The following is an 18,435-nucleotide window of genomic DNA, read 5'->3' as shown; positions in this document are numbered from 1 at the left end:
AGTCAGTCCTTAGTTTTCAAAATCTTCGAGGGGAGGGCAGGAGCACACAAGATTCCGGTCACCGGCTGCGCCGTCGATCCGGCCAACGGGCGGGAAGTACTTGTCCTGCTTGAGGTGGTGGACCGGGAAGGCGGCCTGCTCACGCGGGTAGTCGCGGTCCCAGTCGGAATTTACGACGGCGGCAGCCGTGTGCGGCGCGTTGCGCAGCGGCGACTTCTCAACAGTGAAATCACCGCTGGCCACCTGATCGATCTCGGCGCGGATGGTGATCATGGCTTCGATGAAACGGTCGATCTCGGCCAGGTCCTCGGACTCGGTGGGCTCCACCATCAGCGTGCCCGCAACCGGGAAGGCCAGCGTGGGAGCGTGGAAGCCGAAGTCGATGAGGCGCTTGGCCACGTCCTCGGCGGTAACGCCGGTGCGGGCCGTCAGATCACGGAGGTCCAGGATGCACTCGTGCGCCACAAGCCCGCCTTCGCCCGTGTAGAGGACCGGGAAGTGCTCATCCAGCCGGGAGGCAACGTAGTTGGCTGCGAGCAGCGCGGACTTGGTTGCTTCGGTCAATCCTTCGCCGCCCATGAGCTTTACGTACGCCCAGGAAATCGGCAGCACACCGGCGGAGCCGTAGCGCGAGGCCGAGATGGCAACGCCAGTGTTGTTCGCATCATTCCTTGACGAGGCAGCGCTGTTCGCGTCGCCCGGCATGAACGGTGCCAAGTGCGCCTTGGCAGCAACCGGACCAACGCCCGGCCCACCCCCGCCGTGCGGGATGCAGAAAGTCTTGTGCAAGTTCAGGTGCGAAACGTCGCCGCCGAACTTGCCCGGCTGGGCCAATCCAACCAAAGCATTGAGGTTGGCGCCGTCAACGTACACCTGGCCGCCGGCTGCGTGGATGGCGTCGCAAACCTCACGGACGTCGGCGTCGTACACACCGTGGGTGGACGGGTAAGTGATCATGATGCAGGACAGGACGTCCTTGTTGGCTTCGATCTTGGCTGACAGGTCCGCGTGGTCGATGGTGCCGTCAGCAGCCGTGGCCACCACAACAACCTTCATGCCGGCCAGCACAGCTGAGGCTGCGTTGGTGCCGTGGGCCGACGCCGGGATCAGGCAAACGGTGCGCTGCTCATCGCCGCGGGAGTGGTGGTAGCCACGGATCGCCAAGAGCCCGGCGAGCTCACCCTGGGAGCCGGCGTTCGGCTGGATGGACACCTGGTCATAGCCCGTGATCTCCGTGAGGTCCGCTTCCAGGTCTGCGATCAGCTCACGCCAACCGGCTGTCTGGTGGTCCGGAGCGAACGGGTGGATCGAAGCGAACTCCGGCCAGGAAATGGCTTCCATTTCAGCGGTGGCGTTGAGCTTCATGGTGCAGGAACCCAGCGGGATCATGGTGCGATCCAGCGCGAGGTCCCGATCGGACAGCTTGCGGATATAGCGCAACAGCTGCGTCTCGGAACGGTGCGTGTTGAACACCGGGTGCTGCAGGAAGTCGCTGGTCCGGACCACGGCAGAGGGCAGTTCGAACCCGGAGGCGTCCCCTACCGGACCGGCTCCAAAGGCGACGGCTACGGCGGAGAGAACCTCCGGCGTCGTGGTTTCATCAACAGAAACGCCAACGGTGTCCGCGTCGATGAGTCGCAGGTTGATGCCGCGGGCTTCGGCTGCGGCGATGACCTTGTCGGCTTTGCCGGGAACGCGGACGGTAAGGGTGTCGAAGAAGGCCTCGGAGACGAGTTCGCGGCCGGCCTTCTGCAGGGCCGAAGCCAAAACACGAGCGTGGCCGTGGACGGTTTCGGCGATCGACTTCAGGCCTTCGGGGCCGTGATAAACGGCGTACATCGAAGCCACAATGGCGAGCAACGCCTGCGCGGTGCAGATGTTGGACGTGGCCTTTTCGCGGCGGATGTGCTGCTCGCGGGTCTGGAGTGCCAGGCGGTAGGCGGGGACGCCGGCGTTGTCCTTGGAGACGCCCACGATGCGGCCGGGAAGCGTGCGCTCCATGCCTTCGCGGACGGCCATGTAGGCAGCGTGCGGGCCGCCGAAGAACAGCGGAACACCGAAGCGCTGCGCGGTCCCGACGGCGATGTCCGCACCTTGTTCGCCCGGGGGCGTGATGAGGGTGAGCGCCAGCAAATCCGCGGCCACCGTGACCAGCGCACCGCGTTCCTTGGCGTCGGCGATCACGCCGGAGTGGTCAAACACGCGGCCCGACACGCCGGGCTGCTGCAGGACGATGCCGTTGATGTCGCCGTCGGGGAGACCGGCCGACAGGTCCGCGATCTGGACTTCGAAGCCCAGCGCTTCGGCGCGACCCTTCACGATGGCGATGGTCTGCGGGAGGAGATCAGCGTCCAGAACAGTCTTGCCGTCCTTGGCAGTCTTGGACTTGTTGGCGCGGCGCATCAGCAGCACGGCTTCGGCAACGGCGGTGGCTTCATCCAAGAGCGACGCGTTGGCTACGGGAAGTCCCGTGAGGTCCTGCACCATGGTCTGGAAGTTGAGCAGCGCTTCGAGGCGGCCCTGGGAAATCTCCGGCTGGTACGGGGTGTAAGCCGTGTACCAGGCGGGAGCTTCGAGGATGTTGCGGCGGATGACCGGCGGCGTGACGGTGTCGTAGTAGCCCTGGCCGATCATCTGGACAGCGGTTTTGTTCTTGGCCGCGAGCTTGCGGAGCTCGGCGAGGACCTGCACCTCGGTGAGGGCGTCGTTTCCACTCGAAAGCCTGAGTGCAGTGTCCTGGCGGATGGAATCGGGGACCGCGACATCTACCAGGCCGTCGACAGAATCGTAGCCGATTGCCTTGAGCATGGTGTCAACGTCGGCTTGGCGACGGGCACCGATGTGCCGGTCCGCGAAGGCGGTGGGGGTTGATTGAACAGTCAAGAGGAACTCCATGATTCAGGCGCCCAGTGAGCGCCACGATGATGTGGGGTTCCTCCCCGCTCTGTATTGGACCTGAGAGATTCCGCAGGGATGGTTGCCTGCTTGCACCGTCGGTGAGCCCGGTTTCCCGGACTGCTTTCCAGAGTTGCCTAACCGCGGCGGTACATGGGCCTGAGAGATTCCTGGGGAGGATTTGCTCCTACGGCGCCTGACTGGATGTACCGGCAGGACTCTCCCGCCGCAGATCAAAAGCGTTGCATCACTGTAAGTGACACGCTTCACACCATAGCGGGTGGATTCGAAAAAGCGCAAGCAAGCTGAAGCTACTGATGCATCGCCTCATGGATCTGCAGCGCAAACCAGAGCTGGGCAACTGTGGATGTCTCACCCATGTCCAGCCCCGTCAGCTCGCCGATTTTCCGGATCCGGTAGATGATGGTTTGGCGGTGCGCGAACAGCGCCGTCGCGGTCTTTTGCCACGAACGCTGCGAGTCCAAATACGTCCTCAAGGTGACAATGAGATCGCCTTCCCGGCTCTGCTCGTAGTCAAAAATTGGGCCGAGAAGACGCCGGACCAGTGCCGTTCCTTCCTCAAAACCGGTCAGGCCCAGCCATGACGGCCCCTCCGCATAGCGGGCCAGCCCCAGCTTGTTGGCGCGGGCGGAACCAAGCGCCCAGAGAGACTCCTGCAACGCCCGCTGGATGGTGGCAACGGCTGCCGGGGCGCTGATCCCGATGGCAGCATCCGCACCGGCACAATGCATCAGGACGTCGTCAGGCACGTCAGCCGGGACCACCACATGAAGCCTGTTGTTACGCTTCAACGACGCCGACGCAACCCCGTGCCGCCACAGTTCGATGTGCACGTTTGCCAACCTGTCGCCGTCGTCGGCTGGCTTGGAAGCGTCCGCCGACCTGAAGGCGTCCGCCGACATGGAGGCGAGCAGGAAGTCCTGGGGCGGAACATCAAAAGCTGCCAGCCGGCTCTCTATCTCTGCCGCACCCAGCCGCCCGTCCGTGGCCTGCAGCAGGAACTCGCCGGCCAAGCGGTGCCGGCCTTCCAAGGACAGCACAATGCGCGAAAGTTGCAGTCCCAGCACGGTTGCCGCATGAAGAAGTACGACGGCGTCCGGGTGCGGTTCGCTGTTGGGCAGCACCACCAGGAGCGCGTTGGCATGCGTAGGAATATCCATGGTGAGCACATGCCTGCCCCGGATCCGGTGCCACTGGAAGTTCTTCCCCGCGAGGCCCACCTGCCCGGACAGGGGAGCCCATTCTTCCGCGAGGAACACCGGGAGCGCTTGCCCGTCCGGGTGCCAGGGGTGGAGGCAGCGGCGATCCACCACGAACAGGTCAGCGTCCAGCTCGGTCGCCAACCGCTGGACCAGGCTCTGCCAATGGTCCTCCGAGGCGCCGGCAGTGCGGAGCAGATCGTAGACACGGGCCGTTTGCCGCAGCCGGCGGGACTCTTCGAGCAGGGAGGACTCGGCAACCGACCGGGCGATGGCGATGAACGGCAGCGGGTACGGGATGTTGACCAAGGGCAGGGGGAGCCGGTTGCACGCCTCGAGGAATTCCGCCGTCAGTGGTGGGGCGTGCATCTTTTCGCCGATCGCCAAGGCACTCGCGCCGCTGTCCATGAGGGCCTCGGCGAGCGCCACCTGCCCGTCCGCATCGGCGGGAATGGACAGGCCGTTGGTCATCATGAGCTCGCCGCCCGTGACCCACTCCCACAGCCTGGGCAGGTCCGAGGTGTGCGCCCAGGTGATGCGGTTGTCCAGGCCTGCCGATCCTGCCAGGAGGGTGAGTCCCAGCTGTGGTTCGGCGACGAGTTCACCGACGGTGATTGCCATGTCTTAGTCTCCGGATTCCTTGGTTTGCGCCGGTGGCGCCGGTGGTTTGCGCCGCCTGTTTGCGCCGGTGGTGGCGCCGTATTCAGCAGCACTTAGACATTCGTCTAAACGGCTCACCCATTTGTAGTCAATGTATCGCTATCCGGAGTGATCCGCGTCACCAACAATGGAATTACTTACTTCCCGCTCAACGGCGAGCACCCCTCAACCCAAGGATCCGTCAATGACAACGCACAAGCCCATCGGCCCTGTCGACGCAACCAAAGTCCCCCGGTTTGCAGGCCTCGGCACCTTCGCCCGTCTCCCCCAAATCGACCGTGTTCCCGACTACGACATTGCGATCGTCGGCGTACCGTTCGACGGCGGAACCTCCTTCCGGCCCGGCGCCCGTTTCGGTCCTGCCGCAGTCCGCGAGGCTTCCCGCCTCCTCCGTCCGGGGTACCACCCGGAGCTCGACGTTGAACCCGTGTACGAAGCCCAGGTAGTGGACGCCGGCGACATCGCCTGCACCCCCTATGACATCACCCGGGCAGTCCGTGAGATCGAGGAGCAGGCATTGCCTTTGATGAGCGAGGACAAGCGGCTCATCTCGATCGGTGGCGACCACACCATCGCCCTTCCCATGCTGAGGGCCCTGAACAAGGTCCACGGCCCGGTAGCGCTGCTGCACTTCGACGCCCACCTGGACACCTGGGATACGTACTTCGACCAGCCGATCACGCATGGCACCATCTTCCGGCGGGCGTTCGAAGAAGGCCTGTTGGTGGAGGACAAGTCCATGCACGTGGGTATCCGCGGCCCGGTCTATGACCGAAACGACTTCCTCCGCGACCACGAGTTCGGATTCCAGATCATCCGCTGCTCGGACCTGGACGTCATCGGAGTTCCGGCCGCCATCCAGCGCGTGAAGGACCGGCTCGGCGACACCCCCGTTTACGTTTCCATCGACATCGACGTGCTGGATCCGGCCTTCGCACCCGGCACCGGCACCCCGGAGATGGGCGGGCTCCACTCCCGCGAACTTCTGGCCCTGCTCCGCGGACTGAATGGCATCAACATCGTGGGCGCCGACGTCGTTGAAGTCGCTCCGGCGTACGACCACGCTGACATCACCACGGTTGCCGCCGCCACCTTGGTGTTCGACCTTTTGGGGCTCATGGTGAACCGCAGCAAGGCAAACAGCGCCGTTGGCCGTGAACTGGCCTCGGCTTCCCGGACCGCATCATGAGCACCGCGCCAACAACTGAAGTTCCCCGGCTCGAGGACAAGACCATCCAGCCGATCCCCGCCAACGAGCGCCACGGCAAGGCCCGCGACCTCTTCACCATCTGGTTCGGCTCCAACATCATGATCATGACCATCGTGACCGGCGGACTCGCCACCACGGTCTTTGGCCTGGGCTTCGTCCCGGCGATCGTGGGCATCATCATCGGGAACGTGGTGGGCGGCATCTTCATGGCGCTGCACTCGGCCCAAGGACCCCAACTGGGGGTTGCGCAGATGATCCAGACCCGCGGCCAGTTCGGTTCCTTCGGCGCCTTGTTGATCGTGGTCATCGTGGTGGTCATGTACGTCGGCTTCTTCGCCGCGAACCTGGTGTTTGGCGGCGAGGCAATGGCCGCCGTCAGCCCTGGCATCAGCGTTGATGCAGGCATCATCATCATTGGCATCGTCAGTGTTATTGCCACGATTTTCGGCTACCGCCTCATCCACGCCTACGCACGCGTCCTCAGCGTCGCGGCCGGCCTGGCCCTGCTGCTGGCGTTCGGCTGGATCCTGGTGGTCCACGGATTGCCCGGCAACTTCCTGGAGACGGGCAACTTCAACTGGGTTGGCTTCATGGGGACCATCTCCGTCTCCGCCCTGTGGCAGTTGGCCTACGCACCCTACGTCTCCGACTACTCCCGCTACATGCCGCAGGGCACTGGCTCCGCCCCGGCCTTCTGGGCGTCCTACTCAGGTTGCGTGCTGGGAACGCTGTTCCCCATGATCCTGGGCGCTTTGGTGGGCACGCTCGCTGTCTCCATGAGCACCGGCGACGTCGAAATCGTCGGCAGCCTGGGTGCACTGCTTCAGCCGTGGACGCTGATCATCGTGGGCATCTTCTGCCTGGGCGTCGCAGCCTCGAACGCCATGAACCTCTACTGCGGCGTCCTGTGCACCCTCACTATCGGGCAGACGTTCAAGCCCTCCTGGTTACCGCGAGCCAAGACCCGCAGCATCGCCGCGATCATCCTCTTCGTCGTCGCCGTCTCCATCGCCCTCTTTGCCCGCGACAACTTCATCCTCTTCTACACCAACTTCCTGTCCTTCCTCATGTACGTCCTGGTTCCGTGGACGGCCATCAACCTGGTGGATTACTACCTTCTCCGCCACGGTGAGTACCGGGTTGAAGACTTCTTCAAGCGCGACGGCGGCGTATACGGGCGGTTCAATTGGGTCGCCATCGGCTCCTACGTGGCAGGCGCCCTGATCCAGGTCCCGTTCTCGGCCACCGCCATCTACACGGGCCCCTTGGCCGCAGCGATGGGCGGCGTGGACATCTCCTGGATCGTCGGCCTCGTCGTTGTCGCTCCCCTGTATTACGTAGCGGCACGGGTCTTCGGCAAGAAGTCAGAAGCCGCCCCCTTTCCCGCCACTGCACTCACCCCGGACCTGATCTGACCAGCCCTCATCTGATCAGCCCCTCCCCTGACCAGCACCTCCTCTGAAAGCGAAGCATCATGACCACCCAGACCGAACAGTTCACCGTCCGACGCTCAGAAGCCGGTTCTCCAGACTTCGACAGCGTCCCTGCTCTGCCTCTGCAACTGCCGCCTGCCGGGCACTTCATCAACGGTTCCTTCGTCCCCGGCTCCTCGGGCCAGTCCATCGACGTCGTGGATCCCACCACGGAGCAGGTCATCGCCTCAGTGCAGGCCGGCACGGCCGATGATGTCGACGTCGCTGTTGCCGCCGCCGTCGTGGCCCAAAAGAGCTGGGGTGCCACTACCCCGAAGGAACGCGCTGACGTCCTGAACCTCATTGCGAACATCATCGAGGAGAACCGGGACGCGTTCGAGGCCATCGAATCGGCCAACACCGGCAAGCCACGGGCCGTGTCCGAGGACGATGTCTCCAGCACCATCGACACCTTCCGGTTCATGGCCGGGGCCTCACGCACCCTGACCTCCATGGCCGGCGGCGACTACGCCACGGACCACACGTCCGTGATCCTGCGCGAACCCGTGGGCGTCGTCGGCGTCATCACTCCCTGGAACTACCCGCTGCTGATGGCTGCCTGGAAGATCGCCCCCATCCTCGCCGCCGGTAACAGCATTGTCATCAAGCCCTCCGAGCAGACCCCATTGTCCACGCTGAAGCTGGTGGAAGTGCTGGCCGGACGCATTCCGGATGGCATCCTCAACGTCGTCACCGGCCGCGGCCGGACTGTCGGCCAGCGACTGTCGGAACACCCCGACATTGCCTTGGTGGCACTGACCGGCAGTGTGGTCAGTGGCCAGGCCGTGGCTGAAACTGCCGCGAAGTCCGTCAAGCGCGTCCACTTGGAACTCGGCGGCAAGGCTCCCGTTGTGGTCTTCCCCGACGCCGACCTCCGCGCCGCCGCTGCCGGCGTCCGCAACGCCGGCTTCTGGAACGCCGGCCAGGACTGCGGCGCTGCCTGCCGCGTCCTGGTTCACGAATCCGTGGCTGAGGAATTCACCGAGCACCTGGTCCGGGAGGTCAGTACCTTGGTGGTCGGCGCGCCCGAGGCGGGTGACGACGTCGAAATCGGTCCCATGATCTCCCTCCCGCATTATGAGCGGGTCAAGGAATCGCTGGCAGAGGCGCGGGCCGCCGGGCTCAACATCGCTCTGGGTGGTTCGGCGCTGGAAGGTCCCGGCTACTTCATCGAACCCACGGTCATCAGCAACGTACCGGCGGGCGCGCACATCGCCACGCACGAGATCTTCGGACCAGTAGTCACGGTGGAAACCTTCAGCACCACTGAGGAAGCCGTGACCCGCGCGAACGAGAGTCCCTACGGTTTGTCGGCCTCGGTGTGGACGCGCGATTCAAGCCTTTCCCTCCGCATTCCCAAGCAGCTGGACTTCGGTACGGTGTGGGTCAATGCGCATCTGGTGCTGGCATGCGAGGTACCGTGGGGCGGATTCAAAGGTTCCGGTTACGGCCGCGACCTCTCGCTCTACGCCCTGGATGACTACTCGCGCACCAAGCACGTCATGATCAACCACGGCGCGTGAGCGTTCAGACAAGCAACGGAGCTTTCACCATGACCACTCATGCTTCCCGGGCCTCGGGCGCACCGGCCGCAGCCACTCCCACAGTCCCCTTCACCACGGACGCCACGTGGACCAACTGGGGCGGCAACCAGAGCGCGACGCCCGCCTTCACCGTGCGGCCCAGGAATGAACAAGAAGCGCTCGACGCCGTCCGGTTCGCCATCCGCGAAGGTTTGCCAGTGCGGGCGGTCGGCTCAGGGCACTCCTCCTCACCGTTGGTCCAGACCGGCGGCGTGCTGATGGACATGTCCGGGCTCTCGGCCATTACGGGCACTGACCAGCCCGGACGCCGGGCCCGTGCGCTTGCCGGCACCACCATCAACGCTTTCGGGGATGCCCTCTGGGAGAAGGGACTGGCGCTCAGCAACCAGGGCGACATCGACAAGCAGCAGATCGCCGGCGCCCTGGCCACCAGCACCCACGGATCCGGTAAGGATTTGGGCAGCTTCTCCTCCAAACTGCGCTGGGTGAAGCTGATCAACGGCTACGGCGAAATCGTGGAGATCGGCGAGGGCCAGCTCCGCGAACTCCGTGCCGCACAGACAGCCCTGGGAACGTTGGGGATCTTCCTGGAAGTCGAGTTGGCCGTTGAGGACAGCTACTACCTGCAGGAACAGATCACGTATCCCACCTGGGCAGAAACCACCGCCACGTGGCAGGCGGACATCGATGACAACCGGCATTACTCGTTCCTCTGGTGCCCGGAGGATGACTCCTGTGAGCTGTTGGACCTCCCCGGCTCGCCGGATCACAGTATGGGTGGCCGCAGCTACACCAAGCGGTACAACGTCGCTTCGATTCAGAACGAGGATGAAATTTCCACTGTTGAGGGTGCCCGACTGGACCGTTCCTACCGGATCTACCCGGGTGGCTTCACTACCCAGTTCCATGAGCTCGAGTACTTTGTGCGCAGCGAGGACGGCATGGTTGCTGTCGAGGCCATCCAGGACCTGATCCGCAGCAAGTACCCCGAGCAGAAGTATCCCGTGGAGGTCCGCTGGGTGAAGTCCGACGACGCCTACATGTCCCAGTTCCAAGGCCGCGACAGCACTGTCATTACCCTGACCACCGAGCCCGGTACCGACTACTGGCAGTTCTTCCGCGACGCCGACGCCGTGCTCCAGGAATTCGAGCCGCGCGCCCACTGGGGGAAGATCCATTTCATGACCCGGAGCCGGCTGGAACGCCTCTACCCGGAGCTGGACACCTTCATCCAGGTCCGCCGCGAATTCGATCCCCGCGGAATGTTCCTCAACGACCACACCAGGTCGCTGCTCGCCTGATTGACTGGCTGCCTGACGGGGCGGGCCGGGAGCTCTCACCTCCCGGCCCCTCCCGCCAACCCTCTCCCACATCCCGGTTACACCATCTTGAAACCCCGGAGTGGTAGTTTGTTCTCTGCTGGAGGCAGACACTGCACCTATTCGGAGGACCATCCATGTTCAAGGGTTTCAAGGACTTCATACTTCGCGGCAACGTGATCGAGCTGGCCATTGCCGTGGTCATCGGCAGTGCGTTCACCGCACTCGTCACTGCCTTCACCAACAACATCATCAATCCCGTCATCGCCGCCGCCGGAGGCATGAACGCCGACGGGCTCGGCTTTAGGATCTGGGAAAACAACCCGGCCACGATGGTCAACATCGGCGCCGTGCTGACGGCGCTTGTGACCTTCGTGATCACCGCCGCCGTGGTCTACTTCATTTTCGTGGCGCCCATGAACAAGATCAATTCCCTGGTCAAGGACCGCCTCTCCACCGAGGAGCCCGAGGAAGAGCCGCTGCCGGCAGATACCGCGCTTCTGGCCGAAATCCGCGACCTTCTGAAGGACGCCGCTGCCGCCCGAAACGCAGGCCAGGCTTCCGACCTGGACGCGGACTTCGATTCCGACCGCACCCGCTAGGACCGGCCGCTCTCCGCGGGCGTTCCCTCCCAGTTGCTTGGCCTGAGCCCGGCGTTCTCCCCGTGGGAATGCCGGGCTTTTGCGTGCCGGCCTGTACCGCGAAACCTGCCAGTCCCCAGAACGTGACTCACAGGCAACGGGTACGAAACAGGGGCAGGGCAGCATGAAAACATGAAGCCCAACCCGAGCACTCCCGTCACCGCGGATCTCCTCTGTGACGCCTGCGGCCAGCTGCCCGAACCGCCCAAAGCCCGGCTCACCCTGGCCAATATCGCGGTGATGCTTCCCATCGAACTGCTGGTTCATGCGGCAGTGGTGGAAACCCATCTGCCCTACGTAGCCAAGGTCCTGCTTCTGGCAGTCACGGCCACGGTGCTGGTCATCTGGGTAGCCGAGCCGTCAGCCGCGAAAGTCCTCAGGCGTTGGTTGCACGCGCCGGCTCTTCGGCAGCGACGCACACTCAATCTGGCACCGTCCTTGTGGCGTGCTCGGACCGTGCTGCTCGACCAGCCCGGATCCTTGCAGAAAATCACCCAAGCACTGGCCAAGCTGAACAGCAACATCCTCAGCCTCCATGTCCATCCAATGACCGGACCGGGGCCTCTTTCAAGTGGCCAAAGCCAAACAGTCATGGACGAGTTCGTCCTCTCCGCTCCGGGCGGCGTCACCGAGTTTGAACTGCTGAAGGCACTGGACGACGGCGGTGGGCGCGAGTCCCACGTTTGGCCCACCACGGCTTTGGCCATGGCTGATGGCCAAACCAAGGCTTTGAGTCTCGCCACCCGCATCGCCGGGAACCCGGAGGAACTTCCGCACGCCGTTGCTGAGCTTCTTTCGGCCAAAGTTGTCCCGCTCGATCCGGAACGCCCGGCTCCCCACACGAGTGCAATCGTCGGGCCGTCCCCTGACATCCTCAAAATCCCGACGGCGTGGCACGGCCCGCTGGTCTTCTCCAGGCCGGGCGAGCCGTTTTCGCCGGCGGAATCGGCTCGCGCACACAGGCTGGCCGAACTCGCCGAAATTTTGGCATACCGTCAGGAGCCCACGAAGGCGGCAGCCCGCTAGATTCCTATCTCCGCCCTTCCACTTTCGGCGGAAAAGGCCGGGACGAGGCGGCTTGAGGGACGGCATCGCGATCGGTCACATTTGGTGTGAAGATTAGGTATACCAAACCCCTTGACAGTGTGGCGCGTCACATCTAACTTAGTTTTTGGGATCCCAAAACGGGATCCCAAAAGATCCGCTCCGGCTGTGACCCCACTCAATCAACGAGCAGGGGCCACAACAGTTGCCGCCGGAACGGCTCAGGCTGCAGCGGTATCCCGCCCGGCTCATCCCCCCAAAGACATTCCACCCGTCGACTCCTAATGAAGGAGAAGCTGTGTCTCCCCAAAACACCCAACTGGCAACCGAGGAAACCCAGGAAAACGAGCCCACATCCGGCAAGAACGGCGTGCAGCGACGCACGAACGTCCGCTGGAAGCTCTTCATCCTGCTTCTGGTCCTCGTCGCGGTCAATTACATCGACCGTGGATCCATCTCCGTAGCCCTGCCCATCATCCAAAAGGAATTCAACCTGCCACCCGAGCTCGTCGGGCTCTTGCTGTCGGCCTTCTTCTGGACCTATGCCCTGATGCAAATACCAGTCGGTTGGCTGATCGATAAATTCGGCCCCCGCAAGATGGTCACCGCCTCCTGCATCGGCTGGGGTGCAGCCACGGCCGCTTCCGGTTTCGCCGGCGGCTTCCTCAGCATGTTCATCGCACGTTTGGGTATCGGCGTCACCGAGGCAGGCGTCATGCCGGCCGGCGGCAAGCTCAACGCCATCTGGATGCACAAGAAGGAACGTGGCCGCGGGGCCACCATCCTTGATGCCGGCGCTCCCTTGGGCGCGGGCCTGGGCGGCATCCTGATCACCTGGCTGATCGCCTCCACCGGCAGCTGGCGGATGTCCTTCATCATTGCAGGTGCCGCAACCATCCTGATGGGCTTGGCAGTCTGGTGGTACATCCGCGACAACCCCCGCCAACACAAAGGCGTCAATGAGGCCGAGGCGGCCTATATCGAGGCTTCCCACGCCGAGGACGATGCCGAGGCCGCGAAAGAAGGCGCCCAAGGTAAGCGCGCGCTCCTCCCCTATTTGAAGTTCCGGTCCTTCTGGGCCATGTGCTTTGGATGGCTTGGCTTCAACGGCGTCTTCTACGGCCTGCTGACTTGGGGCCCGCTGTACCTGGCCCAGGCCAAGGGCTTCGACCTGAAGACCATCGGCTGGTCCACGTTCGTCATCTTCGGCGCGGGCTTCGTCGGTGAAATCCTGGGCGGCATCATCGCGGACAAGTGGCGGGCATCCGGCGCATCCGCCAACCGCGTCATGCGTACTCTGCTGGGCATCTCCAGCGTCGTAGTGGTGGGCGGCCTCGTAGGTGTCACCGTGGTCGCAGACCCGATCACCGCCGTCGTGCTTCTCTCGGTCGTCCTGTTCTTCCTGCGCTGGGTTGGCCTGTTCTGGTCCATCCCGTCCATCCTTGGCGGCCGAACCAACGCCGGCGTCCTGGGTGGTGCCATGAACTTCAGCGGCAACATTGCCGGATTCGTCACGCCGATTGTGGTAGGCCTGATTGTCGGAGCCACCGGTTCCTACACTTGGGCACTGCTGTACTTTGTTGGATCCGCAGTGGTCATGGGCGTCTCGGTGCTGGTCCTGGATTACAACAAGCGACTCCCGGTCTAACTCGCATCGACCGGGCCGGCCGTACGGTCCTGAACCGCCGGATGGCCGGACGCCCGCCGGGTCGCCGGGCGCACTGCCTCACACATCACGAAATGGAGCTGGAAATGCTAGCCGCAGAAGACACGAAGAACGCTGACCGACCCCTCCGGGAGTCAGTGCGTGACACGCTCCGTTCAAGGATTTTTGAAGGCCACTATGCGCCCGGCACCCGGTTGGTGGAACGCGATCTGGCAGCCGAATTCAACGTCTCCCGCCTCCCTATCCGCGAAGCACTTCGCATGCTCCGGCAGGAGGGCCTGATCCAGGACCGCTCCGGGCGCGGCTCTGAAGTCAGCGGGCTGAGCCCCAAGGACGTTGAAGACCTCTTCGACGTCCGCCAGTCCCTTGAGGTCCTTGCCTGCCGGCTGGCCTCCAAACGCGCCACTGCGGAAGACCTCAAATATCTCCAAGGGCTCCTGGCCGAGGCCGATCGCTGCCTGGCCAAGGGCTCCATTCTTGAAGCACACCGCGCCAACAGCGAATTCCACGATGCCATCACGCGCATCGCCAACAACGACTTTCTCCGCTCCGCGCTGGAACCCCTGCAGGGGCGCATGCACTGGCTCTTCCGCCACGTCAGCGACCTCCCCGAACTCATCCAGGAACACCGCGACCTCTACGCCGCCATCGCCAGTGGCGACCCGGACCGCGCCGCCGCCCAATCGGCGTCGCACATCGGCAAGTACCGCGAGCAGTTCCCGCAGGATTCCAGCGCCTCCGACCCCAAGCTGCAACGGAAGAAACCATGAAACTCCTGGTCATCAACCCCAATATCAGTGACGATGTCACCGCCCTGATCGAGGCCGAAGCCCTAAGGTCGGCAGGACCCAATACCGAGCTGATCGTGCGGACCGCCGGGCACGGCGTCGAATACATCGAGACGCGGTTCGAAGCACTCATCGCCGCTGGTGCGGTTGCCGAACTGCTCGCCGAATACGCGCACGACGGCGGCAGTGGCCCCGAGCACGACGGCGCCGACGACGGCGGTCCCGTGGACGGCGTCATCGTGGCTGCGTTCGGGGACCCTGGTATGCCGGCTTTGAAAGAGTTGGTCGACGTACCGGTCATCGGGATCACCGAAGCCGCCCTGTGTGCAGCCGCGCTCCAAGGCCACCGCTTCTCCATCATCGCCATCTCCGACCGCATCCAGGCCTGGTACCTGGACTGTGTGGAGCGGTTCGGCTTTGGCGGCCGCCTCGCGTCCATCCGCTCCATCAACCAAAGCCTGAATTCCATCGGCTCGGTGCAGGCCGACTTCAAGGAAACCCTCCTGGCACTCAGCCGGCAAGCAGTCGAAGAGGACGGCGCCGACGTCGTGATCCTGGCAGGTGCGCCGCTCGCTGGCCTGGCCCGCGAGCTCGAAGGACAGATCCCCGTGCCTGTGGTTGACGGCATCTCGGCCGGCATCCGCATGACGGAAGCCGTGGTGGCCCTTCGCTCGGGAACCCATCGCGGGGGCTCGTTCGCTTCTCCGCCCGTGAAAGCCCGCCGAGGCCTGTCGAAAAACCTCGACGCCGCCCTTGCAGCCGCACAGTCGACGCGCCTTTCCACCAGCTTTTCCACCACTGTCTAGAAACTTTCAAGAACAAAGGAGGACAACGATGTCCCAACTCCCGGATCTCGTCATCGCCCACGGCACAGTGGTCAATAGCTTCGGCCGACGGAACGCCCACGTGGTGGTGGACGGTGGCCGGATCAGCCAGCTCGTCGACGCAGCCGAAGCCGTACCTGCCGCCGCGAAAACCATTGAGGCGTCCGGCAAGCTGGTCATCCCCGGAGGCGTGGACGGCCACTGCCACGTCGCACAGGTGACCGGCCGTTTCCGTACGCTGGATGACTATCGAACCACCTCGACAGCTGCCCTGTGGGGTGGCACCACCACCATTATCGACTTCGGTATCCCCCGCGATGCCCAGGAAACTCCGCTCGATGCCGTGTTGAACAAGAAGCGTCTGGCCACCGAGTCGCGTTGTGATGTGGCCCTGCACGGATCTGTGGTCAGTTGGGACGAAACCGTGCCGTGGCAGCTGGAGCGGCTCGCTGCCGAGGGCGTCCGGTCAGTGAAGATGTACACCACCAACCGCGGCTCCACCATGGCGGACGGCGACACGGTCCTGAAGGTCATGCGTGAAATGGTCAGGTTGGATGGTCTCACCTACATCCATGCTGAGCACGATGCCATTATTGCCGACTGCACGGAACAGCATGCTTCTGATGGCCTCATCGGCATTGAGCACCTGCACCGGACGCGGCCCGAACTCGCCGAGGAAGTCTCCGTCAAGGAGACCCTTGCGATGGCCGAGTACACCGGAGCACCCGTGTACTTCGTGCACCAGTCAACGCCCGGTGCCGTGGATCTGGTGACCGCGGCCCGCGAGCGCGGGCAGGAAGCCTACTCTGAGACATGCCCGCACTACCTGACCTTGGATGACACTGTCTACGGTTCCGCGTTCCCGGAATGGTACGCATGCTGCCCGCCCATGCGCAGCGCCGAAACGGTGGCTGCGCTGAAGGACCGCCTCACCTCCGGGGCTATCCACACTGTTTCCTCGGACCACTCCTGCTACGACCTCTCACAGAAACGCGAGCGAACTGACGACGTCCGCTACATGCCGCATGGCTTGCCTGGCGTAGAGACCCGCATGCCGGTGAGCTTCACCGCTTTGGTACCTGAATCCGGGGGTTCCGTGGAGGACTTTGTCGAGGTCTTCTCCGCCGGTCCCGCACGGATCAACGCTCTGCCGCGCAAGGGTGCCATCGTGGAGGGATTCGATGCTGACCTGGTGATCTTCGATCCCTCCACCCAGCGAGTCGTCGACGGCGGCGCGCTGCACATGGGGACTGATTTCTCGCCTTTCGAAGGGAAAACACTGAACGGGTGGCCTGATGTGGTTGTCTCTGCCGGCCTGGTGGTTATCGACGAAGACGGCTTCCACGATCCCGGACCTGTGGGACGTTTCATCGCCCGGAACGGCTTCGCGGAACATCGCCACGCCCTCGCCGGCCCCCTGCCTATTCCTGCCGCGTCTACTACTGCCTAGGAGCCACCATGCCTTCAGATAACCGCCCCACCCGCATCGGCATGATCGTCCCGTCGTCCAACACCTGCCTGGAACCGCAGAGCTACAGGATCCTCGGCGATCGCCACGACGTCACCATCCATTCCACGCGCATCCCTGTCACACGCATTGCCCTGGACGATTCATCCGACAAGCAGTTCGATTTGTCCGTGATGCGTGCCGCCGCCGAGCTCCTGGCCACGGCAAATGTGGACGTGATCGCGTGGAACGGGACCTCCGGATCGTGGCTGGGCGCCGCGCATGACCATGCGGTGGTCCGCGAGATCACCGAAGTCACGGGCATCCCGGCCACGACTTCCACACTCGCCTACCTCGAGGCGTTTGCGGCTTTCGGAACCGAGAGGATCGGGCTGTTCACGCCCTACACCGCGGATGTGAATGAAGCCGTGATTGGCTCTTACGGCTGCGAAGGAGTCAAGACCATTGACCACCGACACTTGGACTTGAGCGATAACGAGTCTTTTGCGCGGGTTACTGACGACGAGATGCTCCCGGGCTCCCTTGAATTGGCGGCTTCGCACCCCGATGCCTTGGTGTATTTGTGCACCAATTTGTACGGCGCCAATATCACTGCCGAGGTGGAGGCTCGTACTGGTGTTCCCGTACTCGACTCCGTAGCGGTCACTTTGTGGCATGCGCTGAAGCTGGCCGGTGCTCCGCTGCTCGACCCGAAATGGGGGCGCTTGCTGGCAGATCCGGCATAGGGCCCGTTAGCTGGGCACGCGGTACCTGAGGAAGACGGTGCCGTTGCCGAAGGTGCGTTCTTGCAGGAGTTCCAACTTCGCACCGATACCTTCCGGCAGGCCCTTCTTTCCGGCACCGACCAATATCGGCACGATGTACAGCTGGCATTCATCCACCAGCCCATCCTGAAACGCTTGTGTAGCGAGTTCAGGCCCACCAATCAGGATGTCATTGTTGGCGGAGGCTTTGAGCTCCCGCACCTCCCCGGCGTTGAATTCGCTCACAATCCGGGTGTTCCCGGTAGAGGGCTCCTTCAGGGTTCGGGAAAACACCAGCTTCTGGGCCTGCCTCCACAACTGGGCAAAGGCATCAATGTGGGCCGGCTCGGACGAGGTGTCCCAGCTGTCCCAGGCGCTCATCACGTCGTAAAGCCGCCTGCCGTAGAGGTAGTGCTGCACGGTCCGCTCACGAGCATTGATGAACCTGTGCACTTCCTGGTCCGGCACACCCCAGTCGAAGTTGCCCTCGGCGTCCGCAATGAAGCCGTCCAAGGACATGATGGCTGAGTAGATGAGCTTGGCCATGACAGGTCAGTCTTCGTCGATCTTTTCAAGAAGCTTCCCCAAAGCCTCACGAATGTCGTCGTAGTCATACTGGCCCGCGCGGCTCTCCGCGGCGATGACACCGCAGCGATGGATCTTTTTGAAGTCGCCGATGGGGAACTTGTAGTGGCCTTTTTGGTCGTCCGGGTGTTCGTCATCCACGCCGAGGAACCACTTGGAGTATTCAGCGTGCCCGTGCTTGTCCAGAAATGTGTTCTCGTCCTTGGTGGATGGGGCGTGCTCGCTCCAGTCGTCGCGGGCGTCCTTGACCACCTTGCCGTCGCGGACCAGATGCTTTGCGTGGTCCAGGGCCTTCTTGTTGAGTTTCACGGTCATGGCATAACCTCGCTGGGATGTGGGCTTGGCTGGTTTCGTTA

Annotated in this window: 15 protein-coding genes and 1 riboswitch; of the genes, 11 read left to right on the top strand and 4 right to left on the bottom strand. The window is 63.5% G+C overall.

Features of this window, described 5'->3' with window-relative positions:
* Nucleotides 1–9: 9 nt before the first annotated feature.
* Together gcvP and N7568_RS10420 are read right to left on the bottom strand one after the other, a co-directional pair.
* Nucleotides 10–2,883 (bottom strand): aminomethyl-transferring glycine dehydrogenase, encoded by a 2,874-nt coding sequence (gcvP, locus tag N7568_RS10425; protein WP_261609756.1) that lies wholly within the window; start codon nucleotides 2,881–2,883, stop codon nucleotides 10–12.
* Nucleotides 2,884–3,032: 149 nt separating this feature from the next.
* A riboswitch (glycine riboswitch) is annotated at nucleotides 3,033–3,131 on the bottom strand.
* Nucleotides 3,132–3,206: 75 nt separating this feature from the next.
* On the bottom strand, nucleotides 3,207–4,736 hold the full coding sequence (locus tag N7568_RS10420) for a PucR family transcriptional regulator (RefSeq protein WP_261609755.1): 1,530 nt from the start codon (nucleotides 4,734–4,736) through the stop codon (nucleotides 3,207–3,209).
* A gap of 223 nt (nucleotides 4,737–4,959) precedes the next feature.
* Between N7568_RS10420 and speB the strand changes: the two genes are divergently transcribed.
* The 11 genes from speB to N7568_RS10365 all read left to right on the top strand — a co-directional run bounded on the left by speB (nucleotide 4,960) and on the right by N7568_RS10365 (nucleotide 17,476).
* Nucleotides 4,960–5,964, top strand: a complete 1,005-nt coding sequence (gene speB, locus N7568_RS10415) for an agmatinase (RefSeq protein ID WP_261609754.1) — start codon at nucleotides 4,960–4,962, stop codon at nucleotides 5,962–5,964.
* A complete protein-coding gene (locus N7568_RS10410) occupies nucleotides 5,961–7,400 on the top strand; it encodes a purine-cytosine permease family protein (RefSeq protein WP_261609753.1) in 1,440 nt (479 codons plus the stop codon). The genes speB and N7568_RS10410 overlap by 4 nt, the downstream gene beginning before the upstream one ends.
* Before the next feature lie 59 nt (nucleotides 7,401–7,459).
* Nucleotides 7,460–8,980 (top strand): aminobutyraldehyde dehydrogenase, encoded by a 1,521-nt coding sequence (locus tag N7568_RS10405; protein ID WP_261609752.1) that lies wholly within the window; start codon nucleotides 7,460–7,462, stop codon nucleotides 8,978–8,980.
* On the top strand, nucleotides 8,977–10,302 hold the full coding sequence (locus N7568_RS10400) for a D-arabinono-1,4-lactone oxidase (RefSeq protein ID WP_261609751.1): 1,326 nt from the start codon (nucleotides 8,977–8,979) through the stop codon (nucleotides 10,300–10,302). The genes N7568_RS10405 and N7568_RS10400 overlap by 4 nt, the downstream gene beginning before the upstream one ends.
* 155 nt (nucleotides 10,303–10,457) lie before the next feature.
* Nucleotides 10,458–10,922, top strand: a complete 465-nt coding sequence (gene mscL / locus N7568_RS10395; RefSeq protein ID WP_261609750.1) for a large conductance mechanosensitive channel protein MscL — start codon at nucleotides 10,458–10,460, stop codon at nucleotides 10,920–10,922.
* Between the two features lie 171 nt (nucleotides 10,923–11,093).
* Nucleotides 11,094–11,987 (top strand): amino acid-binding protein, encoded by an 894-nt coding sequence (locus tag N7568_RS10390; protein WP_261609749.1) that lies wholly within the window; start codon nucleotides 11,094–11,096, stop codon nucleotides 11,985–11,987.
* Nucleotides 11,988–12,303: 316 nt separating this feature from the next.
* Entirely contained in the window at nucleotides 12,304–13,653 is a 1,350-nt protein-coding gene (locus tag N7568_RS10385; protein ID WP_261609748.1) for an MFS transporter, read from the top strand.
* Between the two features lie 104 nt (nucleotides 13,654–13,757).
* On the top strand, nucleotides 13,758–14,441 hold the full coding sequence (locus N7568_RS10380) for a GntR family transcriptional regulator (protein ID WP_261609747.1): 684 nt from the start codon (nucleotides 13,758–13,760) through the stop codon (nucleotides 14,439–14,441).
* Nucleotides 14,438–15,265 carry an aspartate/glutamate racemase family protein gene (locus N7568_RS10375; protein WP_261609746.1) on the top strand — a complete coding sequence of 276 codons (828 nt, stop codon included), beginning with the start codon at nucleotides 14,438–14,440 and terminating at the stop codon, nucleotides 15,263–15,265. The genes N7568_RS10380 and N7568_RS10375 overlap by 4 nt, the downstream gene beginning before the upstream one ends.
* 28 nt (nucleotides 15,266–15,293) lie before the next feature.
* Entirely contained in the window at nucleotides 15,294–16,733 is a 1,440-nt protein-coding gene (locus N7568_RS10370; RefSeq protein WP_261609745.1) for an amidohydrolase family protein, read from the top strand.
* Nucleotides 16,734–16,741: 8 nt separating this feature from the next.
* Nucleotides 16,742–17,476, top strand: a complete 735-nt coding sequence (locus N7568_RS10365; protein WP_261609744.1) for a maleate cis-trans isomerase family protein — start codon at nucleotides 16,742–16,744, stop codon at nucleotides 17,474–17,476.
* Between the two features lie 6 nt (nucleotides 17,477–17,482).
* Here the strand turns inward: N7568_RS10365 and N7568_RS10360 are convergent, their stop codons facing one another.
* Both N7568_RS10360 and N7568_RS10355 read right to left on the bottom strand, forming a co-directional pair.
* Entirely contained in the window at nucleotides 17,483–18,040 is a 558-nt protein-coding gene (locus N7568_RS10360; protein WP_261609743.1) for a dihydrofolate reductase family protein, read from the bottom strand.
* Nucleotides 18,041–18,046: 6 nt separating this feature from the next.
* The gene (locus N7568_RS10355) at nucleotides 18,047–18,394 is read right to left on the bottom strand and encodes a hypothetical protein (protein ID WP_261609742.1); all 348 of its coding nucleotides are present in this window, start codon (nucleotides 18,392–18,394) and stop codon (nucleotides 18,047–18,049) included.
* Nucleotides 18,395–18,435 lie beyond the last annotated feature (41 nt).

This window comes from Paenarthrobacter aurescens (genome assembly GCF_025421775.1).
Lineage (GTDB): Bacteria > Actinomycetota > Actinomycetes > Actinomycetales > Micrococcaceae > Arthrobacter > Arthrobacter aurescens_B.
Note: the sequence above shows the minus strand (reverse complement) of the source record. Positions and strands in the feature narration are given on the sequence as shown.